This window comes from Paeniglutamicibacter sp. Y32M11 (assembly GCF_019285735.1).
GTDB lineage: Bacteria > Actinomycetota > Actinomycetes > Actinomycetales > Micrococcaceae > Paeniglutamicibacter.
Map to the genome: position 1 here is coordinate 1,350,389 of NZ_CP079107.1, position 19,551 is coordinate 1,369,939.

Genomic DNA, 19,551 nt, shown 5'->3' on the forward strand with positions numbered 1-19,551 from the left:
TTTGGTTGGTGTTGGCAAGAAACGCTGCGTCCACTATACGGTCCCGAAACAACAAACCCATTTGTTTTTCGCGGATACAACAACATACAACCACTATTGTGGTCGTAACCCATAGATTCACCATGCTCTACCCTTTGTGGTTAGAGCAGTGGTACTAGAGTTACGGCGGTCATAGCGTGGGGGAAACGCCCGGTCCCATACCGAACCCGGAAGCTAAGACCCACTGCGCCGATGGTACTGCACTCGGGAGGGTGTGGGAGAGTAGGTCACCGCCGGACAATATTTTGTTCCGAAACCCTCAAACACTGACGTGTTTGGGGGTTTCGATGTTTAACACCCACCAGACCACTCCTTGATGGGGTCGGGTTCTGGGCTTATAGGCAAAAAAGTGTGTCTGCCCCGGGTGTGTCACCCGGGGCTGTGCCATGTCAGAGCATGATTCAGCAGGGTCTGCCGGCCCATCCTTTTCTGACCCAGAGCCCTTCGGCTTCAGTCAGTGCGGTGCCGATGAGTTCCGGCCCAATCGTTTCCTCCTGGATCTGCTTCTTCACTGGTTTCGTGTTGAGGTGTTCAGGCCGGATGAGAGTGTGCGGTTCAGTTGGTTTCTCACTGTGGGAGTAGAGCCACCATTCGACCGCCCGTTTCGCATGGGCCGGCGGCATGCCACGGTGCCCGCGCAGCAGCGCACGGAGCTGAGTGTTAACGCCGCCCTCGATGTGGTTGGTTGTCGAAGCGATGGCCAGCCCATCAAATTCTGGCTCCAGGTAGGTGAAGAGCTCACCACTGCGCACCAGCCGTTCGAGGAGTTTGTAGGCCGAACGTAGGCGAGTGTGGGTGTACCACCAGGTTTGGGTGGGCTTCACACCTTTGGGCCGGTGGCCGCCAGGTCCCGCCGGGTAGGTGCGTTCCTTGATCACGTCCCCGAAGGTGTGGTGCCATTCCTGCAGCGCTTGCATCCACTGGGTGGCGTGTTCTCGGGTCTTGATGCGTGTCAGGGCAAGGGAAATTCGCCGAAGGGCTCTTCCCGCGTCCGTTCGTGGTCGCAGGGTCAGATAAGTGCGCACGTTGCGTTGGACATGGACCAGGCAGCGTTGAACGCGAGTCTCTGGCCACGCTTGCGACAGTGCTGCCGCTAGCCCAGAGCCACCGTCAATGATCACGACCCGGGGTGCTGGGAACTGTTCCAGCAACGCTATCCAGGCCACCCTCTTTTCACTATCGCACCACTGCCAGCCAATGGTTTTGCCGTTGGCAATCGCGATCAGGCAACACCACCCACGTCCTAGATAGATGCCGTCCATTTGGATCTGCAGGTGGACTTCGCCGGTGGGCGCTAGGGATGGTTCGATCGCCCAACACCACTGGGTGTTATGTCGGAGGGTTCTACCCGTGCCGGGGTTGTAGGAGGCCTGGGACTGTTTCCCCAAGATCCATTGGAGGAACAGGTTTAGCTCGGCTCGACGTTTCAGGTCAGGGCGCTTCTTGACACTGCTGGCCCCGCAGTGGATGCACCTCCAGCGTTGGGTTCCGACTGAGGTCTTTCCATTGCGTTTCAGGGCAGATCCGCATACTTCACATTGCTTCGATTTTCCAGAACCATTCACGGTTAATGGCTCAAAGGTATAAGAAACCTCGTTCTACTGCGCCATCGTTGGGAAGCAGGCCCCTCGCGGACACACTTTTCGGCCTATACGCCGGGTTCTGTCGGCTCACGCCGACAGAACCCGACCCCTTTTTGCGTTAACCAGCCGAACTGAACACGAAGTGTAAGTTGAAGTTTTGATTACATACATAAACGCTGAAACTGTAAGTATAGTGAAAGGCATGCTTACACCTTCTCTCAGCGTGCCGGCCGTTACATATGCGACGCAACACTGGATGGCCGAACAAGACGGAATGAGCTCGCGTGCACAGTTGGCTCGAGGTTCCGGTGAATATAAGTCGGCCGTCCCGACTAAAATAGCGGCGTTGGATTTCAGCGTCCTGAATAGTGCAGCCGCCGACATCGAAGACGCCGTCACCGCGTTGATCCGCTTTGATGAACATGCTCGCGGCCGGCTTGGCTTCTCATCTCCGACACTAGGTCCAATGTCCTCGATTCTGCTGCGCACGGAATCGACCTCTTCGTCACAGATTGAGAACCTGACTGTTGGCGCGAGGCAATTAGCCTTGGCTGAACTGAACCAGTCATCTTCTGCGAATGCGATCTCTGTTTCCGCAAATGTCCTGGCCATGGAAGCCGCACTCGAACTTTCGGATCGTGTGGATAGGACTGCGATTCTGACGATGCACGAGAAATTGCTGTCTGGACAACCCGGGTGGGAACACCACGCCGGCAAATTCAGGCAGCAACTTGTCTGGGTAGGTTCCTCCGGGCTGAGTCCTCGCGGTGCTTCTTTCGTTGCACCCCAGCATGACCTCATTGACGAATTCATCGCGGACCTTGTTCAATTTATGGGCCGTGACGATCTGCCCGTCCTTGTCCAGATAGCTATTGCACATGCCCAGTTCGAAACGATTCACCCGTTTGTGGATGGCAACGGACGAACTGGACGTGCACTTGTACATGCCTTGCTTCGTGGAAAGGGCATCGTTAGATCCACCACCGCGCCTGTATCTGCTGGCCTTCTGAGAAATACCGAATCCTACTTTGCGTCACTGACGGCGTATCAAAACGGCGATGCCCTTCCCATCGTTGAGCAGTTCGGAAACGCTGCGCGTTTTGCCGCATCTTCTGGCACCCAACTCATAGATCGCCTGGGCGCGGAGCTAGATCATTCAAGCGAAATGTTGGAGGGGCTGCGACCCCAAGCAATGGCGTGGAAACTGCTTCCTCATTTGATTTCACATCCAGTGATGAACAACGAACTCGTGGCCAGTTTGTTGGCTACTTCGCAGACCAGTGCGTTACGAGCTTTGCAGCAGTTGTCTTCCGTCGGGGTAGTGAGCGAACGTTCGGGCCTTAAGCGAAATCGAATTTGGCAACACGATGGAATCCTCTCGGTCCTGGACGACTACGCAGTGAGTCTGCTGCGAAAGTAGCACCTTCCAACTAGCTGATTTTTCGGGTTCGAGAGCTGAAGCTCGACTGCTGCCGGAAGAGTTCAACCAGGCCATGGTGAACCAGCAGATGCATCTAGACGTTTTTGAACTTGGTTCGTGTAGTTGAGTGGAAGAATCTGTTTGAGCGCAGCGGGTATGTGGCAGTGTCGCGGGGGTCACGGTGATGTTTTTTGGTGTTTTAGTCGAGCTGGGGCGTGTGGGGACTGGTTTTGGGCTGGTTTGGCGGGGTTTTTGGTGGGGAGAGGGCTGATTTCCTCTTCGGGTGTTTTGTGTGTATAGTTCTTTGAGTTGCCGGGATGAGGACAGCGGAAGTTTTCGCTGAGGATCTCCTGGTTGACCATCTTCCTTTCCTTAGATATCTGATCATTATGGTCGGCGTTTTTGAATGCCTTCGATTTTTGTCTGGTTCTGGGTGCTGGAGAGCGAGTATCACCTTGATGGTGGATTTGTTCTTCGACACGCGGTGGGGTAAGGTAGACAAGTTGCTCCAGAACGAAGCGGCCGGAACATTGTTTTCTGGTTGTGGTGTTGGAAGTGTCTGTTGTTTGAGAACTCAATAGTGTGCCAAGTTTGTTGATACCAATTTATTTATTTTATTGGTGAATGGCTTCAAGGTTTGCACCCCCCGGTGTGGATGCTTGAGGCAATTTGCCAGGATGTTTTTACTTGGTGCAACCCGGTCGACTTTTTCCAGTTGGCGTGTTGGTTGTGTCTGTATATTTTTTTACGGAGAGTTTGATCCTGGCTCAGGATGAACGCTGGCGGCGTGCTTAACACATGCAAGTCGAACGATGACTTTTGTGCTTGCACAGAATGATTAGTGGCGAACGGGTGAGTAACACGTGAGTAACCTGCCCCTGACTCTGGGATAAGCCTGGGAAACTGGGTCTAATACTGGATATGCACCGTAGACCGCATGGTTTTTGGTGGAAAGAATTTTGGTCAGGGATGGACTCGCGGCCTATCAGCTTGTTGGTGAGGTAATGGCTCACCAAGGCGACGACGGGTAGCCGGCCTGAGAGGGTGACCGGCCACACTGGGACTGAGACACGGCCCAGACTCCTACGGGAGGCAGCAGTGGGGAATATTGCACAATGGGCGAAAGCCTGATGCAGCGACGCCGCGTGAGGGATGACGGCCTTCGGGTTGTAAACCTCTTTCAGTAGGGAAGAAGCGAAAGTGACGGTACCTGCAGAAGAAGCGCCGGCTAACTACGTGCCAGCAGCCGCGGTAATACGTAGGGCGCAAGCGTTATCCGGAATTATTGGGCGTAAAGAGCTCGTAGGCGGTTTGTCGCGTCTGCCGTGAAAGTCCGAGGCTCAACTTCGGATCTGCGGTGGGTACGGGCAGACTAGAGTGATGTAGGGGAGACTGGAATTCCTGGTGTAGCGGTGAAATGCGCAGATATCAGGAGGAACACCGATGGCGAAGGCAGGTCTCTGGGCATCTACTGACGCTGAGGAGCGAAAGCATGGGGAGCGAACAGGATTAGATACCCTGGTAGTCCATGCCGTAAACGTTGGGCACTAGGTGTGGGGGACATTCCACGTTTTCCGCGCCGTAGCTAACGCATTAAGTGCCCCGCCTGGGGAGTACGGCCGCAAGGCTAAAACTCAAAGGAATTGACGGGGGCCCGCACAAGCGGCGGAGCATGCGGATTAATTCGATGCAACGCGAAGAACCTTACCAAGGCTTGACATGTGCTAGATCGCCATAGAAATATGGTTTCCCCTTTGGGGCTGGTTCACAGGTGGTGCATGGTTGTCGTCAGCTCGTGTCGTGAGATGTTGGGTTAAGTCCCGCAACGAGCGCAACCCTCGTTCTATGTTGCCAGCACGTTATGGTGGGGACTCATAGGAGACTGCCGGGGTCAACTCGGAGGAAGGTGGGGACGACGTCAAATCATCATGCCCCTTATGTCTTGGGCTTCACGCATGCTACAATGGCCGGTACAATGGGTTGCGATACTGTGAGGTGGAGCTAATCCCAAAAAGCCGGTCTCAGTTCGGATTGGGGTCTGCAACTCGACCCCATGAAGTCGGAGTCGCTAGTAATCGCAGATCAGCAACGCTGCGGTGAATACGTTCCCGGGCCTTGTACACACCGCCCGTCAAGTCACGAAAGTTGGTAACACCCGAAGCCGGTGGCCTAACCCCTTGTGGGAGGGAGCCGTCGAAGGTGGGACTGGCGATTGGGACTAAGTCGTAACAAGGTAGCCGTACCGGAAGGTGCGGCTGGATCACCTCCTTTCTAAGGAGCAACTAACACCTTCGCAGGCGCATCAAAGTATGTGTTTTGTGGGTGTTCAGTGCTGCTCGTATCCATCACTTGTGTTGATGGGCGAGTGCTCAAGGGTGGAATATCAACAAATTATGGCTGTTCATGTTGTGGAGGTTGTTTTTAGTACGCTCGCTTGCGGGTTGGAATGAGATGAGTTCTATGAGGGTGGATGGTTTTTTGGCACACTGTTGGGTCCTGAAATAACAGGCTCCGACTTTTCTTGTATGCCCTTTTGGGGTGTGTGTGAGGGGTTGGTGGGTTTGTTGTTTTAGTGTTGTCCCGCGCATGGCCTAAGCCAACCGGTGCGCACCTTTTGGGGTGTGTGGTGTTGGTGGTGGGTGTGATGGGGTTGTTGTTTGGGAACTGTATAGTGGACGCGAGCATCTTGTGAAACAGGATTGATCTGTGACCTTTTTTGAGGTTGTTGGTTGGTTTGTTTGTTTTGCAAAGCAATTTCTTATGATAATGAATCTTGGTGCACATAACTCTTTTAGGGTTGTGTGTTTTCTTGATTCTTTCGATTGTAATGTTTTAGCGCTTGTAATTATTTTGATCATGTTTGTGGTCAAGTTTTTAAGGGCGCACGGTGGATGCCTTGGCATTGGGAGCCGAAGAAGGACGTGGGAATCTGCGATAAGCCTGGAGGAGTCGATAACCGGACGTTGATACCAGGATTTCCGAATGGGGAAACCCCGTACGGTGTTATGCCGTATGACCCGTAGCTGAACACATAGGCTACGTGGAGGGAACGAGGGGAAGTGAAACATCTCAGTACCCTCAGGAAGAGAAAACAATAGTGATTCCGTTAGTAGTGGCGAGCGAACGCGGATGGGGCTAAACCGAGCCATGTGTGATAGCCGGCGGGCGTTGCATGGTCGGGGTTGTGGGACTTTCCGTATCAGTTCTGCCGGACTGGTGAAGTGAGGTGCGGGCGTATAGGCGAATCGGTTTGAATGCCGGACCGTAGAGGGTGAGAGTCCCGTAGTGCTAATGCGTTCCGCCGCTTTGTGGAAGTATCCCAAGTAGGACGGGGCCCGAGAAATCCCGTTTGAATCTGCCAGGACCACCTGGTAAGCCTAAATACTACCCAATGACCGATAGCGGATAAGTACCGTGAGGGAATGGTGAAAAGTACCCCGGGAGGGGAGTGAAATAGTACCTGAAACCGTGCGCTTACAATCCGTTGGAGCCTCCTTGTTGGGGTGACAGCGTGCCTTTTGAAGAATGAGCCTGCGAGTTAGTGTTACGTCGCGAGGTTAACCCGTGTGGGGAAGCCGTAGCGAAAGCGAGTCTGAATAGGGCGAGTTAGTGGCGTGATCTAGACCCGAAGCGAAGTGATCTACCCATGGCCAGGTTGAAGCGCGTGTAAGAGCGCGTGGAGGACCGAACCCACTTCAGTTGAAAATGGAGGGGATGAGCTGTGGGTAGGGGTGAAAGGCCAATCAAACTTCGTGATAGCTGGTTCTCCCCGAAATGCATTTAGGTGCAGCGTTGCGTGTTTCTTATCGGAGGTAGAGCTACTGGATGGCTAATGGGCCCTACAAGGTTACTGACGTCAGCCAAACTCCGAATGCCGATAAGTGAGAGCGCAGCAGTGAGACTGTGGGGGATAAGCTTCATAGTCGAGAGGGAAACAGCCCAGAACGCCAACTAAGGCCCCTAAGCGTGTGCTAAGTGGAAAAGGATGTGGAGTTGCGAAGACAACCAGGAGGTTGGCTTAGAAGCAGCCACCCTTGAAAGAGTGCGTAATAGCTCACTGGTCAAGTGATTCCGCGCCGACAATGTAGCGGGGCTCAAGCACACCGCCGAAGTTGCGTCATTCATATATTTTGGTAGGCCTTCGTGGTCCAGCCGTATGGATGGGTAGGGGAGCGTCGTGTGGGCAGTGAAGTCGCGGTGTAAACCAGCGGTGGAGCCCACACGAGTGAGAATGCAGGCATGAGTAGCGAATGACGGGTGAGAAACCCGTCCGCCGAATGATCAAGGGTTCCAGGGTCAAGCTAATCTGCCCTGGGTAAGTCGGGACCTAAGGCGAGGCCGACAGGCGTAGTCGATGGACAACGGGTTGATATTCCCGTACCGGCGAAAAACCGTCCATATTGAACTGGTAATGCTAACCACCCCAAAGACCCTTTTGATGTTCCTTCGGGAATGTTGTTGGGTGTGCGGCGTGGGACCCGAGCCAGGGAGGTAAGCGTATTAACAGGTGTGACGCAGGAAGGTAGCCGAGCCAGGCAATGGAATTGACCTGGTCCAAGGGTGTAGGACGAGTCGTAGGCAAATCCGCGATTCATATAAGTCTGAGACCTGATAGGCGCCCCTTTTGGGGGGTGATTCGGTGATCCTATGCTGCCAAGAAAAGCATCGACGCGAGGTTTTAGCCGCCCGTACCCCAAACCGACACAGGTGATCAGGTAGAGAATACTAAGGCGATCGAGAGAATCATGGTTAAGGAACTCGGCAAAATGCCCCCGTAACTTCGGGAGAAGGGGGGCCTGCCTCGTGAAAGAACCTAGCGTTCTGGAGCGGGTGTGGGCCGCAGAGACCAGGGGGAAGCGACTGTTTACTAAAAACACAGGTCCGTGCGAAGTCGCAAGACGATGTATACGGACTGACTCCTGCCCGGTGCTGGAAGGTTAAGAGGACCGGTTAGCTCTTTGGAGCGAAGCTGAGAATTTAAGCCCCAGTAAACGGCGGTGGTAACTATAACCATCCTAAGGTAGCGAAATTCCTTGTCGGGTAAGTTCCGACCTGCACGAATGGAGTAACGACTTCCCCGCTGTCTCAACCATGAACTCGGCGAAATTGCACTACGAGTAAAGATGCTCGTTACGCGCAGCAGGACGGAAAGACCCCGAGACCTTTACTATAGTTTGGTATTGGTGTTCGGTGCAGCTTGTGTAGGATAGGTGGGAGACTGTGAAGCTCGGACGCTAGTTCGGGTGGAGTCATCGTTGAAATACCACTCTGGCTGTACCGGTCACCTAACTTCGGCCCATGATCTGGGTCAGGGACAGTGCCTGATGGGTAGTTTAACTGGGGCGGTTGCCTCCTAAAGAGTAACGGAGGCGCCCAAAGGTTCCCTCAGCCTGGTTGGCAATCAGGTGTCGAGTGTAAGTGCACAAGGGAGCTTGACTGTGAGAGCGACAGCTCGAGCAGGGACGAAAGTCGGGACTAGTGATCCGGCGGCACGTTGTGGAACGGCCGTCGCTCAACGGATAAAAGGTACCTCGGGGATAACAGGCTGATCTTGCCCAAGAGTCCATATCGACGGCATGGTTTGGCACCTCGATGTCGGCTCGTCGCATCCTGGGGCTGGAGTAGGTCCCAAGGGTTGGGCTGTTCGCCCATTAAAGCGGTACGCGAGCTGGGTTTAGAACGTCGTGAGACAGTTCGGTCCCTATCCGCTGCGCGCGCAGGAAATTTGAGAAGAGCTGTCCTTAGTACGAGAGGACCGGGACGGACGAACCTCTGGTGTGTCAGTTGTACTGCCAAGTGCACCGCTGATTAGCTACGTTCGGAAGGGATAACCGCTGAAAGCATCTAAGCGGGAAGCCCACTTCGAGATGAGATTTCCATACACTTTTGAGTGTGAGAGGCCCCCAGCCAGACCACTGGGTTGATAGGCAGGATGTGGAAGCGAGGACTAAAGACTCGTGAAGCTGACCTGTACTAATAGGCCGACAACTTAAACCACAAACACCACGCATCAACTTTGGTTGGTGTTGGCAAGAAACGCTGCGTCCACTATACGGTCCCGAAACAACAAACCCATTTGTTTTTCGCGGATACAACAACATACAACCACTATTGTGGTCGTAACCCATAGATTCACCATGCTCTACCCTTTGTGGTTAGAGCAGTGGTACTAGAGTTACGGCGGTCATAGCGTGGGGGAAACGCCCGGTCCCATACCGAACCCGGAAGCTAAGACCCACTGCGCCGATGGTACTGCACTCGGGAGGGTGTGGGAGAGTAGGTCACCGCCGGACAATATTTTGTTCCGAAACCCTCAAACACTGACGTGTTTGGGGGTTTCGATGTTTAACACCCACCTGCCATTTGGTGGGGTCGGCCACTGAAATAGCCAGGAAGTTTTTCCATCTGCTACATCCAATGCCGTAGTATTGGTCAGTTGCGTTGCGCACTATTGGCACAATTCACTAAGCCGACTGGGTACCCTCGACTAAGATAGATGAAGGTGTCGAGTGCCCTATGAGGGCAACAAGATTTTAGTGTGGGCTTCCGTGAGATGCGGTGGTCCACTAGTTTATGCGTGGGGTCCAAAACTGAAGACCCTTTTGAGAGGAACACATCTAGTGTCATACGAAAACAAGGGCTTCGGGTCAAAGGACAACCGCGACCGTGACGGTTCAAAGTCGAGCAACGACGGTGCATTCCGTCGCGGTGGCGACTCCAATCGCGAGGGTGGCTTCAAGCCCCGTGAAGACCGTGGCGGATACCAGGGTGGCGACCGTCGTGAAGGCGGTTTCAAGCCTCGCGAAGATCGCGGTGGATTCCGTGGCGGCAACGACCGTGGCGGATACCAGGGCGGTGACCGTCGTGAAGGCGGCTTCAAGCCTCGCGAAGATCGCGGTGGATTCCGTGGCGGCGACGATCGCCGTGAAGGCGGATTCAAGCCCCGTGAAGACCGTGGCGGAGACCGCGGTGGTTTCAAGCCTCGCGAAGACCGCGGTGGATTCCGTGGCGGCGACGATCGCCGTGAAGGCGGATTCAAGCCCCGTGAAGACCGTGGCGGATACCAGGGTGGCGACCGTCGTGAAGGCGGATTCAAGCCTCGCGAAGACCGCGGTGGATTCCGTGGCGGCAACGACCGTGGCGGATACCAGGGTGGCGACCGTCGTGAAGGCGGCTTCAAGCCTCGCGAAGACCGCGGTGGATTCAAGCCCCGCGAAGATCGCGGCGGAGACCGCGGTGGTTTCAAGCCCCGTGAAGATCGCGGTGGATTCCGTGGCGGCGACGATCGCCGTGAAGGCGGTTTCAAGCCCCGTGAAGATCGCGGTGGTTTCAAGCCTCGCGAAGACCGTGGTGGATTCCGTGGCGGCGACGATCGCCGTGAAGGCGGTTTCAAGCCCCGTGAAGACCGTGGTGGTTTCAAGCCTCGCGAAGACCGTGGTGGATTCCGCGGCGGCGACGATCGCCGTGAAGGCGGCTTCAAGCCCCGTGAAGACCGTGGCGGAGACCGTCGCGAAGGCGGATTCAAGCCTCGCGAAGATCGTGGCGGCTTCAAGCCCCGTGAAGACCGTGGCGGATTCCGCGGCGGCGACGATCGCCGTGAAGGCGGATTCAAGCCCCGCGAAGACCGTGGCGGAGACCGTCGCGAAGGCGGATTCAAGCCTCGCGAAGATCGTGGCGGCTTCAAGCCCCGTGAAGACCGTGGCGGATTCCGCGGCGGCGACGATCGCCGTGAAGGCGGATTCAAGCCTCGCGAAGATCGCGGCGGAGACCGCGGTGGTTTCAAGCCTCGTGAAGATCGCGGTGGATTCCGTGGCGGCGACGATCGCCGTGAAGGTGGATTCAAGCCTCGCGAAGACCGCGGCGGAGAACGCGGCGGCTTCAAGCCCCGTGAAGATCGCGGTGGCTTCAAGCCTCGCGAAGACCGTGGCGGAGACCGTCGCGAAGGCGGATTCAAGCCTCGCGAAGATCGCGGCGGAGAACGCGGCGGAGAACGCGGCGGCTTCAAGCCCCGTGAAGATCGCGGTGGCTTCAAGCCTCGCGAAGACCGTGGCGGAGACCGTCGCGAAGGCGGATTCAAGCCTCGCGAAGATCGCGGCGGAGAACGCGGCGGAGAACGCGGCGGCTTCAAGCCCCGTGAAGATCGCGGTGGATTCAAGCCCCGCGGAGAATCCAGCACCGCTGATCTCGAAGCTATGCGTGGCGACGAAGCATCGCGCCGTGCGCACAACCCTTCGGACCTGCGCAGCTCGAATAGCCCGGAACGCGGACGCTCACCGGAAATTGATGACGATGTAACCGGCAAGGAACTGGACCGCATTACCCGCGCGGAACTGCGTTACCTTGACGACGTCAACAACGAATGGGTCTCCAAGCACCTGGTCATGGCCGGCCGCTTGATCGCTATCGATCCGCAGTTGGCGTACGAGCACTGCATCGCAGCTTCCCGTCGTGGCGGCCGCGTTGCAGTTGTCCGAGAAGCCGTTGGTCTGGCTGCATACGCTGCCGGTGATTTCGCCGAAGCACTGCGCGAATTCCGTACCCACCGTCGCATCAGCGGCAACAACCTGCACCTGCCCCTGATTGCCGATTCCGAACGTGGAATTGGTCGTCCGGAAAAGGCACTGGAAATTGCCCACAGCGATGTCATCGAGACACTGGATACCAACGGCAAGGTCGAAATGGCCATGGTTGCTTCCGGCGCCCAGAACGACTTGGGTAACCTCGACGCAGCCTTGGCCGAACTCGAGATCCCGCAGCTGGATATGAACCGCGCGTTCAGCTACAGCCCGCGTCTCTTCTCGGCTTACGCCGATGCACTTGAGAACTTGGGTCGCAACGATGAAGCAGCAACCTGGCGCAAGCAGATCTCCGTAGCCGAGGAAGCTCTTGGCACCGGCGAATTTGCCGAGCCGGAGATCGTTGACCTCGGTGAAGACGATGAAAGCGATGCCCGCCGTCCGCGTGCCCGTGATCTCGTTGAGTCTGAGACTCCTTCCTCGGAAGAGGGCGAAGCAACGTCGGAAGACGCTCCTGAAGAGGGCATCGCTGACGAAGACGCCGTCGAAGAGGTTGAAGCATCGGTCTTGACCGAGGCAACCGAGGAATCCAACCCGGAGCTCGACGACGAAGTTTCGGCAGTATCGGATGACCAGGGCGCTTCCCCGGCCATCGATCAGGACGAAAACGACGAAAAGTAGGAATTCGAATAATCCATGCTGATTTCAGGTTTTGACGCACTGCTTTCCGATCTTGACGGCGTCGTATATGCAGGCAACGGAGCAATCCCCAAGGCTATAGATGCCTTGAAGCGGTTGGACGAAAACTCCGTTGCCCTGGCATACATTACAAACAACGCCTCACGATCTCCGGGAGCGGTTGCTCAACACCTGATTCAGCTAGGCGCACCCGCGTCTGCCGAGCAAGTTTTTGGCTCGGCAGACGCGGGAGCCGAACTCCTCGCACAAAAACTGCCACATGGCTCCAGAGTCCTTGTGGTGGGCAGTTCTTACCTGCGCGACTGCGTCAGTTCCTTCGGAATGCAAATAGTCGCCAGCCACCTCGATAAGCCCGTGGGCGTCATCCAGGGATTTGATCCCTCGATCGGTTGGCAAGATCTAGCCGAAGCCGCCTACGCAATCCATGGTGGCGCCATCTGGATCGCCACCAACACCGATCGGACTATCCCGCGCGCCGAAGGCATTGCCCCGGGCAACGGTTCGCTGGTTGAGGCCGTCAGCGCCGCGACCAACACCGAACCGTTGGTCGCCGGAAAGCCTGAACCGCTGCTCTTCCGCCGCGCGGCCGAGACCTTTGAAGCCACGCACCCGCTTGTTGTCGGTGACCGATTGGACACGGACATCCTCGGCGGTAACAAGGCCGGATACAGCACCGTGTTGGTCCTGACCGGGGTAGATTCCGTCCACAGTGCTCTGGCAGCACGCTCAGCGGAGCGCCCCGATTACATCATCAACGACCTCTCGGGTCTCTATGAGACGTACCCGATCATCGAAGTCACCGGTTTCGGGATCCGTTGTGGCTCGGCCCTCGCCTCGGTCAAAGACGGAACTATCACCATTGTCGGTGATGAGTCAGACCTCGACGCGTGGCGCGCAGCGTGCTCGGCATGGTGGTTGGCCCACCCGCATCAGGACACCGCCGTGCAACCCACCGTGGTCTTCTCACAAACTGTCCTCACCACGCCGTAGGCTCAAAGTGATGATGAGTAAGCGCCCCAATACACTTCCCAGCAATGTACCGGCCGGTCCGGTACCCGGCCCGCGTCCCGCGGCGCCGCTGAACCCGCAGGCCCCAAGCACCGACCTTGATGTCTTGGAAACCCTCGCCGAACGACCCGTTAGCGAACATCTGGCCGTTTTCGAGGAGCTGCAGGCGTCCCTGACAGCTGATCTTGACTCCACTTCAAAGGACCGCCCGTGAGCCGCCTTGACCAGGAGTTGGTCACCCGCTCCCTCGCCCGTTCTCGCACCGACGCGGCCCGCCTCATCGCGGAACAGCGCGTCATCCTAAACGGCTCCGTGGCCGCCAAGGCCGCAAAGACCGTCAACGAGACCTCAAAGATTTCCGTGAAACCTACGGACACCGAGGAATTCGTCAGCCGTGCCGGGCACAAGCTGGCCGGCGCCCTAGTGGCGTTCTCGCAGATCGAGGTCGAGGGCAAACGCTGCCTCGACGCTGGCGCCTCAACCGGTGGATTCACCGACGTGCTCCTCCGCCGCGGCGCAGACCACGTTGAGGCAGTAGACGTGGGACACGGGCAACTTGTCGCCGAACTACGCGCCGATGCCCGAGTGCATGTCCATGAGGGCATGAATGTTCGCTACCTCAAGGCCGAGGACATTGGGGGACAGGTAGCCCTCGTCGTGGCGGATCTATCCTTCATCTCCCTGACCATGGTCATGAACGCACTGGCCAACGCCACCGAGCCCAACGGCGATCTGGTGCTCATGGTCAAACCCCAATTTGAGATCGGCCGCGAGCAACTCGGACGCACCGGTGTGGTCTCCGGCGCCTTCCAACGGCGCAAGGCCGTCGACATTGTGATTACCTCCGCAGTCGGTGCCGGCCTCAGTGTGCGCGGCTTGGCCCGGAGCCCACTGGCCGGACAAGACGGCAATGTGGAATTCTTCCTCTGGCTGCGCCGAACCACGGATCCAAAAACTCAGGCTTCCCCACAATCCCGCGTCGGGACAGCTGCCTGGCCGGACGTTGACTATTCTTAGACTTGCCGGCATCTGAATCGATGTCCCAACCTTCGGTCCGCCGAGGAAGGAAATCATGCGCAGGATCTTGATCCTCACCCATACAGGCCGAACCGATGCCCTTCTCGCTGCCGTGGAAACATGCGCCAAGTTGCGAGCCGCCGGACTGATCCCGGTCATGCGTCGATTGGAAATGCAAGCGGTCCGCAATATCCCCGAAGGCGAAAATCTCCAAGTTGAAATTCTCGACGAGGATGTCGCCCTCGAATCGATCGAACTTGGGATGGTGCTAGGAGGGGACGGAAGCGTGCTGCGCGCAGCCGAACTCGTTCGGGGTGCGGGAGTTCCACTGCTAGGTGTAAACCTCGGACACGTGGGATTCCTGGCCGAAAGCGAACGCACGGCGTTGGAAGAAACCGTCCAATGCATCTGTGACCGACTCTTCACCGTCGAAGAACGTATGACCATTGACGTGCAGGTTTGGCTCGACAACCGCCGCATCGCCCACACCTGGGCGTTAAACGAAGCCGCGATCGAAAAGGCCAACCGCGAACGCATGATCGAGGTGGTCATGGAGGTCGACGGGCGCCCGCTGAGTACCTTCGGGTGTGATGGGGTGGTCATGGCTACCCCCACCGGATCCACCGCCTATGCCTTCTCCGCCGGCGGCCCCGTCGTCTGGCCCGAGGTTGAGGCCCTGGTGATGGTTCCCATCAGCGCGCATGCACTCTTCGCCAAACCATTGGTTGTTGCTCCCACTTCGTTGCTGGCCATCGAGATCCTCACCCGCACCGATGCTGCAGCGGTGCTGTGGTGCGATGGACGACGAACCATCGAGCTACCGCCCGGTGCCCGTATCGAAGTGACGCGTTCCGCCACACCAGTACGCCTGGCTCGAGTGAATCAGACACCATTCTCCGAACGCCTGGTCAACAAGTTCGAGCTTCCCATTCAGGGTTGGCGCGGACCGGTTGAGCCGCGCGAGCGGGAAACCGCCACCACCGCGTTGCCGGTGATCACCCCCTCAATGCAAATAGTTGAACCACGGCACCACGACCCCAAAGCGGAGCCGGATTCCCTTGCTCACAAGGACCACCGGAGGCAGCTATGATCCAAGAAATCCGCATTAGCGACCTGGGCGTCATTTCCCAAGCGACCCTGCCGCTGGGCCCTGGCTTCAGCGTTGTCACCGGTGAGACCGGTGCCGGCAAAACCATGGTCATCACCGCACTGGGCCTGCTCCTTGGGCGCCGCGCAGATGCCGGGGCAGTACGCCACGGAGCTAAGCAAGCCGTCGCGGATGCAACGATTCTGCTCCCGGCCACCAGCAAGGTACTTGACCGTGCCGAGGAAGCCGGCGCCCTGGTTGAACGCTTTGACGACGAAGCCGAACTCATCATCACCCGTACCCTGTCCGCCGAAGGTCGCAGTCGTGCCTCGGTCGGTGGTCGCGCCGCCCCCGTGGGTGTGCTGGTTGAACTGGGCGAAGATCTGATCGCCATCCATGGTCAAACCGACCAGCTGCGGCTCAAGGGCGCGGCCGCACAGCGCGACTCACTGGATAAGTTCGCCGGCGCCCCGCTGGCCAAGGTCTTGAACAGTTACCAGCAGACCTTTGACCGGTGGGGGAGTGCCAGGTCCGAGCTTGAGGAGCTCGTGACGGCATCGCGCGAACGGATCCGCGAGGCAGAATCTTTGCAGAGCGCCCTGGAAGAGATTGACGCTGTTGACCCTCAGCCGGGCGAAGACGTGGATCTGAAAAACCAGTCGTTGAAGCTCTCAAATGTTGAAGCGTTACGGTCAAATGCCAACCTGGCCCACGAATCGCTTAACAGCGAGGAATACGAAGCAGCCAGCGTCATTTCCCTGGTCGAGGCGGCAAAACACGCCCTCGATCAGGTGGCTGCCGACGACGTTGATATCAAGGCACTGGCCGAGCGACTGAACGAGATCGGCATCCTGGCCGCGGAAATCTCCACGGATTTGGCCGCGTATCTCTCGGATCTGGACGCCGAGGGCCCCGAACGCCTGGCCTCACTGGAGGAACGCCGGTCGGACTTGAACCGACTGATTCGCAAGTATGCACCCAGCATTGATGAAGTGATTGCCTGGGCCAGCACCTCACGTGCCCGTCTCACGGAAATCCAGGGCGATGATGGCCGGATCGAATCCTTGCAAGCAGAAACCGAATCGCTGCGCACCGAGGTCTTGGAGCTGGCGGGCAAGCTCTCCAAGCTACGCGCCAAGGCCGCCAAGGAACTGGCCACTCGCGTGACGGCCGAGCTCGCGGCGCTGGCCATGCCGGACGCAAAGTTCGTGCTGGAGATTGAGAAGCTCACCGAACCGCACCGCTATGGTCTGGACTCCATCACCATGCTGCTGCAACCCCACGCCGGCTCCTCCCCACGCCCGCTGGGCAAGGGCGCCTCGGGCGGCGAGCTCTCGCGCGTCATGCTGGCCATCGAGGTGGTGCTTGCGGCCGTTGACCCGGTTCCGACGTTTGTTTTTGACGAGGTTGACGCCGGAGTCGGTGGCAAAGCCGCCGTCGAAATCGGAAAACGGCTGGCGATGCTTGCCAAGCATGTCCAGGTGATTGTGGTCACCCACCTGCCCCAGGTGGCAGCGTATGCCGACCGTCATGTGCGCGTCATTAAGTCCTCCAACGCCCAGGGTGCCGATGGCGCGGGCTTCACCGCCAGCGACGTAGTGCTGTTGGACGAGGGGGAGCGGGTGCGCGAATTGGCGCGGATGCTAGCGGGCCAAGAGGACTCATCCACCGCCCAGGCCCATGCCGAGGAACTGCTCGGTGAGGCGCAACTAATGGTGAGCTCACTGAGCTAATCAACACTCTCGAGCCCGTTGCCGTGCACGAGCCTGTAGAGTCTTTCCCAAACGTCAAACAACGAAAAGGTGATAGGGTAGAACCCCGTGGTGCAACGTAATCTTTCTCGTGATTCCCGGTCGTCTGAAACGACAAAACATATCTTCGTCACCGGCGGTGTGGCCTCGTCCCTCGGAAAGGGACTGACGGCTTCCAGCCTCGGTCACCTTCTTCGTGCGCGTGGTCTCTCCGTAACGATGCAGAAGCTAGACCCGTATCTGAATGTGGATCCGGGCACAATGAACCCCTTCCAGCACGGTGAAGTCTTTGTCACCGATGATGGCGCCGAAACCGATCTTGATATCGGTCACTACGAGCGCTTCTTGGACGAAAACCTCACCGGCATGGCGAACGTGACCACCGGACAGGTTTACTCCGAGGTCATCGAAAAGGAACGCCGCGGCGACTACCTTGGCGACACCGTTCAGGTCATCCCGCACATCACCGATGAGATCAAGCGCCGTATGCGCCTGCCGGCAACCGAGCCGGGCAAGGGCAAGAAGGCTCCCGACGTGATCATCACCGAAATCGGTGGCACCGTCGGGGACATCGAGTCCCAGCCGTTCCTCGAATCGGCACGCCAGGTCCGCCAAGACATCGGCCGCGGCAACGTGTTCTTCGTTCACGTCTCTCTGGTGCCCTACATCGGCCCCAGCCAGGAACTGAAGACCAAGCCAACCCAGCACTCGGTTGCCGCGTTGCGCTCCATCGGCATTCAACCAGATGCCCTCGTGATCCGTTCGGACCGCGAGATTCCCCCGGAAATGCGCGTCAAGCTCGGCAAGACCTGCGACGTTGACCCGGAAGCGGTCATCAACTGCGCCGACGCCCCGAGCATCTACGACATCCCGGTAGTCATCCACTCCCAGGGTTTGGACGCCTACATCGTTCAGCACCTGGGCATGAAGTTCAAGGATGTGAACTGGTCGAAGTGGAACAAGCTCCTCGACGCGGTACATAACCCGAAGCATCACCTGGAAATCGCGCTGGTCGGCAAGTACATCGACCTGCCCGATGCCTACCTCTCGGTCACCGAAGCACTGCGTGCCGGTGGTTTCGCAAACAAGACCAAGGTCCAGATCCGCTGGGTCCCGTCCGACGATTGCTCCACCGAGGCCGGCGCCAAGAAGGCACTGGCAGGCGTTGACGCCATCTGCGTACCCGGTGGCTTCGGCATCCGCGGACTCGAAGGCAAGTTGGGCGCACTGAAGTTCGCCCGCGAAAACGGCATGCCGACCCTGGGCCTGTGCCTGGGCCTGCAGTCGATGGTCATCGAATACGCCCGCAACGTGGTGGGCCTGGCCGATGCCTCCTCCACCGAATTCGAGCCAGATACCAAGCACCCGGTCATCGCGACCATGCAGGAGCAGCTGGAAATCGTTGATGGCAAGGGCGACCTGGGTGGCACCATGCGCCTGGGCCTCTACGACGCAACGCTCACCGAGGGTTCGGTTGTGGCAGAGACCTACGGCAAAACCGCCGTGGCCGAACGTCACCGCCACCGCTACGAGGTCAACAACGCCTACCGCGCACAGCTCGCGGAGGCAGGACTGGTCTTCTCCGGCACCTCGCCGGATGGCGAGCTGGTTGAATTCGTTGAACTGCCCAAGGACGTACACCCTTACTACGTCTCCACGCAGGCTCACCCGGAGCTCTCCAGCCGTCCGACCCGCCCGCACCCGCTCTTCGCAGGGTTGGTCAAGGCAGCGTTGGACCACCAGAAGGCCGGCAAATAACATCATGGAAAAAACAGACGGCGAGGCGCTGGGCGATTCGTTCAGCCCTCGCCGCCTGCTTTCTTCCGAGAAAGTCTATGACGGACGCATCTGGGACGTTGTGCAGGACACCTTCGAATATGCGCCAGAGATGGCGCCGCTGGTTCGTGACTACATCGAGCACCCCGGCGCCGTAGCAGTGCTGGTGCTCAACGACGCCAACGAGGTACTGATGATCAATCAGTACCGTCACCCGGTGCGCATGAACCTGTGGGAAATTCCCGCCGGACTCATGGATATCGAAGACGAAGCCCCGCACCTGGCCGCGGCGCGCGAATTGGCCGAGGAAGCAGACCTCATCGCCTCGGACTGGGCGGTGCTGGTCGACCTCTTCCTCTCCCCGGGTTCCTCCTCGGAAGCGATCCGCATCTACCTCGCGCGCAACCCCCGCGAAATCCCCGTGGATCAACGCCACGAGCGTACCGATGAGGAAGCCGACATGGCCATCTCCTGGGTTCCCCTCGATGACGCCATCAACGCCGTACTCGCCGGGCGGATCCATAACCCCTCCGCGGTGGCGGGCCTGCTGGCTGCTTCCGCGGCACGGCTTGGCAACTATGCCTCGCTGCGTCCGGTGGATACCCCGTTCGACGTCCATCCGCGGCTGCGTTCGACCGAACAAGCTACCTAGGAC

The 19,551-nt window shown here is 58.1% G+C and carries 11 protein-coding genes and 4 rRNA genes; 13 read left to right on the forward strand and 2 right to left on the reverse strand.

The annotated features are described in order from the left end of the window. The first annotated feature begins 161 nt into the window (after window positions 1–161). A 5S ribosomal RNA gene (gene rrf / locus KUF55_RS05925) occupies window positions 162–278 on the forward strand. Window positions 279–440: 162 nt separating this feature from the next. On the opposite strand, the gene KUF55_RS05930 is transcribed toward rrf (KUF55_RS05925), so the two are convergent. After that, a complete protein-coding gene (locus KUF55_RS05930) occupies window positions 441–1,604 on the reverse strand; it encodes an IS1249 family transposase (protein ID WP_218817664.1) in 1,164 nt (387 codons plus the stop codon). Window positions 1,605–1,878: 274 nt separating this feature from the next. Here KUF55_RS05930 and KUF55_RS05935 point away from each other — a divergent pair, with 274 nt between their 5' ends. The 4 genes from KUF55_RS05935 to rrf (KUF55_RS05950) all read left to right on the forward strand — a co-directional run bounded on the left by KUF55_RS05935 (window position 1,879) and on the right by rrf (KUF55_RS05950) (window position 9,335). Continuing rightward, complete coding sequence (locus KUF55_RS05935) at window positions 1,879–3,042, forward strand: Fic family protein (RefSeq protein WP_255557349.1); 1,164 nt, start codon at window positions 1,879–1,881, stop codon at window positions 3,040–3,042. 744 nt (window positions 3,043–3,786) lie between these two features. After that, window positions 3,787–5,313, forward strand: a 16S ribosomal RNA gene (locus KUF55_RS05940). A 593-nt stretch (window positions 5,314–5,906) separates the two neighbouring features. Beyond that, window positions 5,907–9,039, forward strand: a 23S ribosomal RNA gene (locus tag KUF55_RS05945). 179 nt (window positions 9,040–9,218) lie between these two features. Further along, window positions 9,219–9,335, forward strand: a 5S ribosomal RNA gene (gene rrf, locus KUF55_RS05950). Together the 16S, 23S and 5S rRNA genes form the textbook arrangement of a ribosomal RNA operon. A 381-nt stretch (window positions 9,336–9,716) precedes the next feature. On the opposite strand, the gene KUF55_RS05955 is transcribed toward rrf (KUF55_RS05950), so the two are convergent. After that, window positions 9,717–11,267, reverse strand: a complete 1,551-nt coding sequence (locus tag KUF55_RS05955) for a hypothetical protein (protein WP_218818288.1) — start codon at window positions 11,265–11,267, stop codon at window positions 9,717–9,719. Here KUF55_RS05955 and KUF55_RS05960 point away from each other — a divergent pair. From KUF55_RS05960 to KUF55_RS05995, 8 genes are all read left to right on the forward strand, one after another. Continuing rightward, window positions 11,235–12,239, forward strand: a complete 1,005-nt coding sequence (locus tag KUF55_RS05960; protein ID WP_132364623.1) for a hypothetical protein — start codon at window positions 11,235–11,237, stop codon at window positions 12,237–12,239. The two genes, KUF55_RS05955 and KUF55_RS05960, sit on opposite strands and share 33 nt — an antisense overlap. A 15-nt stretch (window positions 12,240–12,254) precedes the next feature. Beyond that, window positions 12,255–13,247, forward strand: coding sequence for an HAD-IIA family hydrolase (locus KUF55_RS05965; protein WP_218818289.1), 993 nt, complete (start codon window positions 12,255–12,257; stop codon window positions 13,245–13,247). A gap of 10 nt (window positions 13,248–13,257) precedes the next feature. Continuing rightward, a complete protein-coding gene (locus tag KUF55_RS05970) occupies window positions 13,258–13,479 on the forward strand; it encodes a hypothetical protein (RefSeq protein WP_218818290.1) in 222 nt (73 codons plus the stop codon). Further along, complete coding sequence (locus tag KUF55_RS05975; RefSeq protein WP_218818291.1) at window positions 13,476–14,282, forward strand: TlyA family RNA methyltransferase; 807 nt, start codon at window positions 13,476–13,478, stop codon at window positions 14,280–14,282. The genes KUF55_RS05970 and KUF55_RS05975 overlap by 4 nt, the downstream gene beginning before the upstream one ends. 52 nt (window positions 14,283–14,334) lie before the next feature. Continuing rightward, complete coding sequence (locus tag KUF55_RS05980) at window positions 14,335–15,372, forward strand: NAD kinase (protein WP_132364631.1); 1,038 nt, start codon at window positions 14,335–14,337, stop codon at window positions 15,370–15,372. Further along, window positions 15,369–17,102 (forward strand): DNA repair protein RecN, encoded by a 1,734-nt coding sequence (gene recN / locus KUF55_RS05985; protein ID WP_218818292.1) that lies wholly within the window; start codon window positions 15,369–15,371, stop codon window positions 17,100–17,102. The genes KUF55_RS05980 and recN overlap by 4 nt, the downstream gene beginning before the upstream one ends. Before the next feature lie 87 nt (window positions 17,103–17,189). Beyond that, window positions 17,190–18,878, forward strand: a complete 1,689-nt coding sequence (locus KUF55_RS05990) for a CTP synthase (RefSeq protein ID WP_132364635.1) — start codon at window positions 17,190–17,192, stop codon at window positions 18,876–18,878. A 4-nt stretch (window positions 18,879–18,882) separates the two neighbouring features. Further along, complete coding sequence (locus KUF55_RS05995) at window positions 18,883–19,548, forward strand: NUDIX hydrolase (protein ID WP_218818293.1); 666 nt, start codon at window positions 18,883–18,885, stop codon at window positions 19,546–19,548. Window positions 19,549–19,551: the final 3 nt, after the last annotated feature.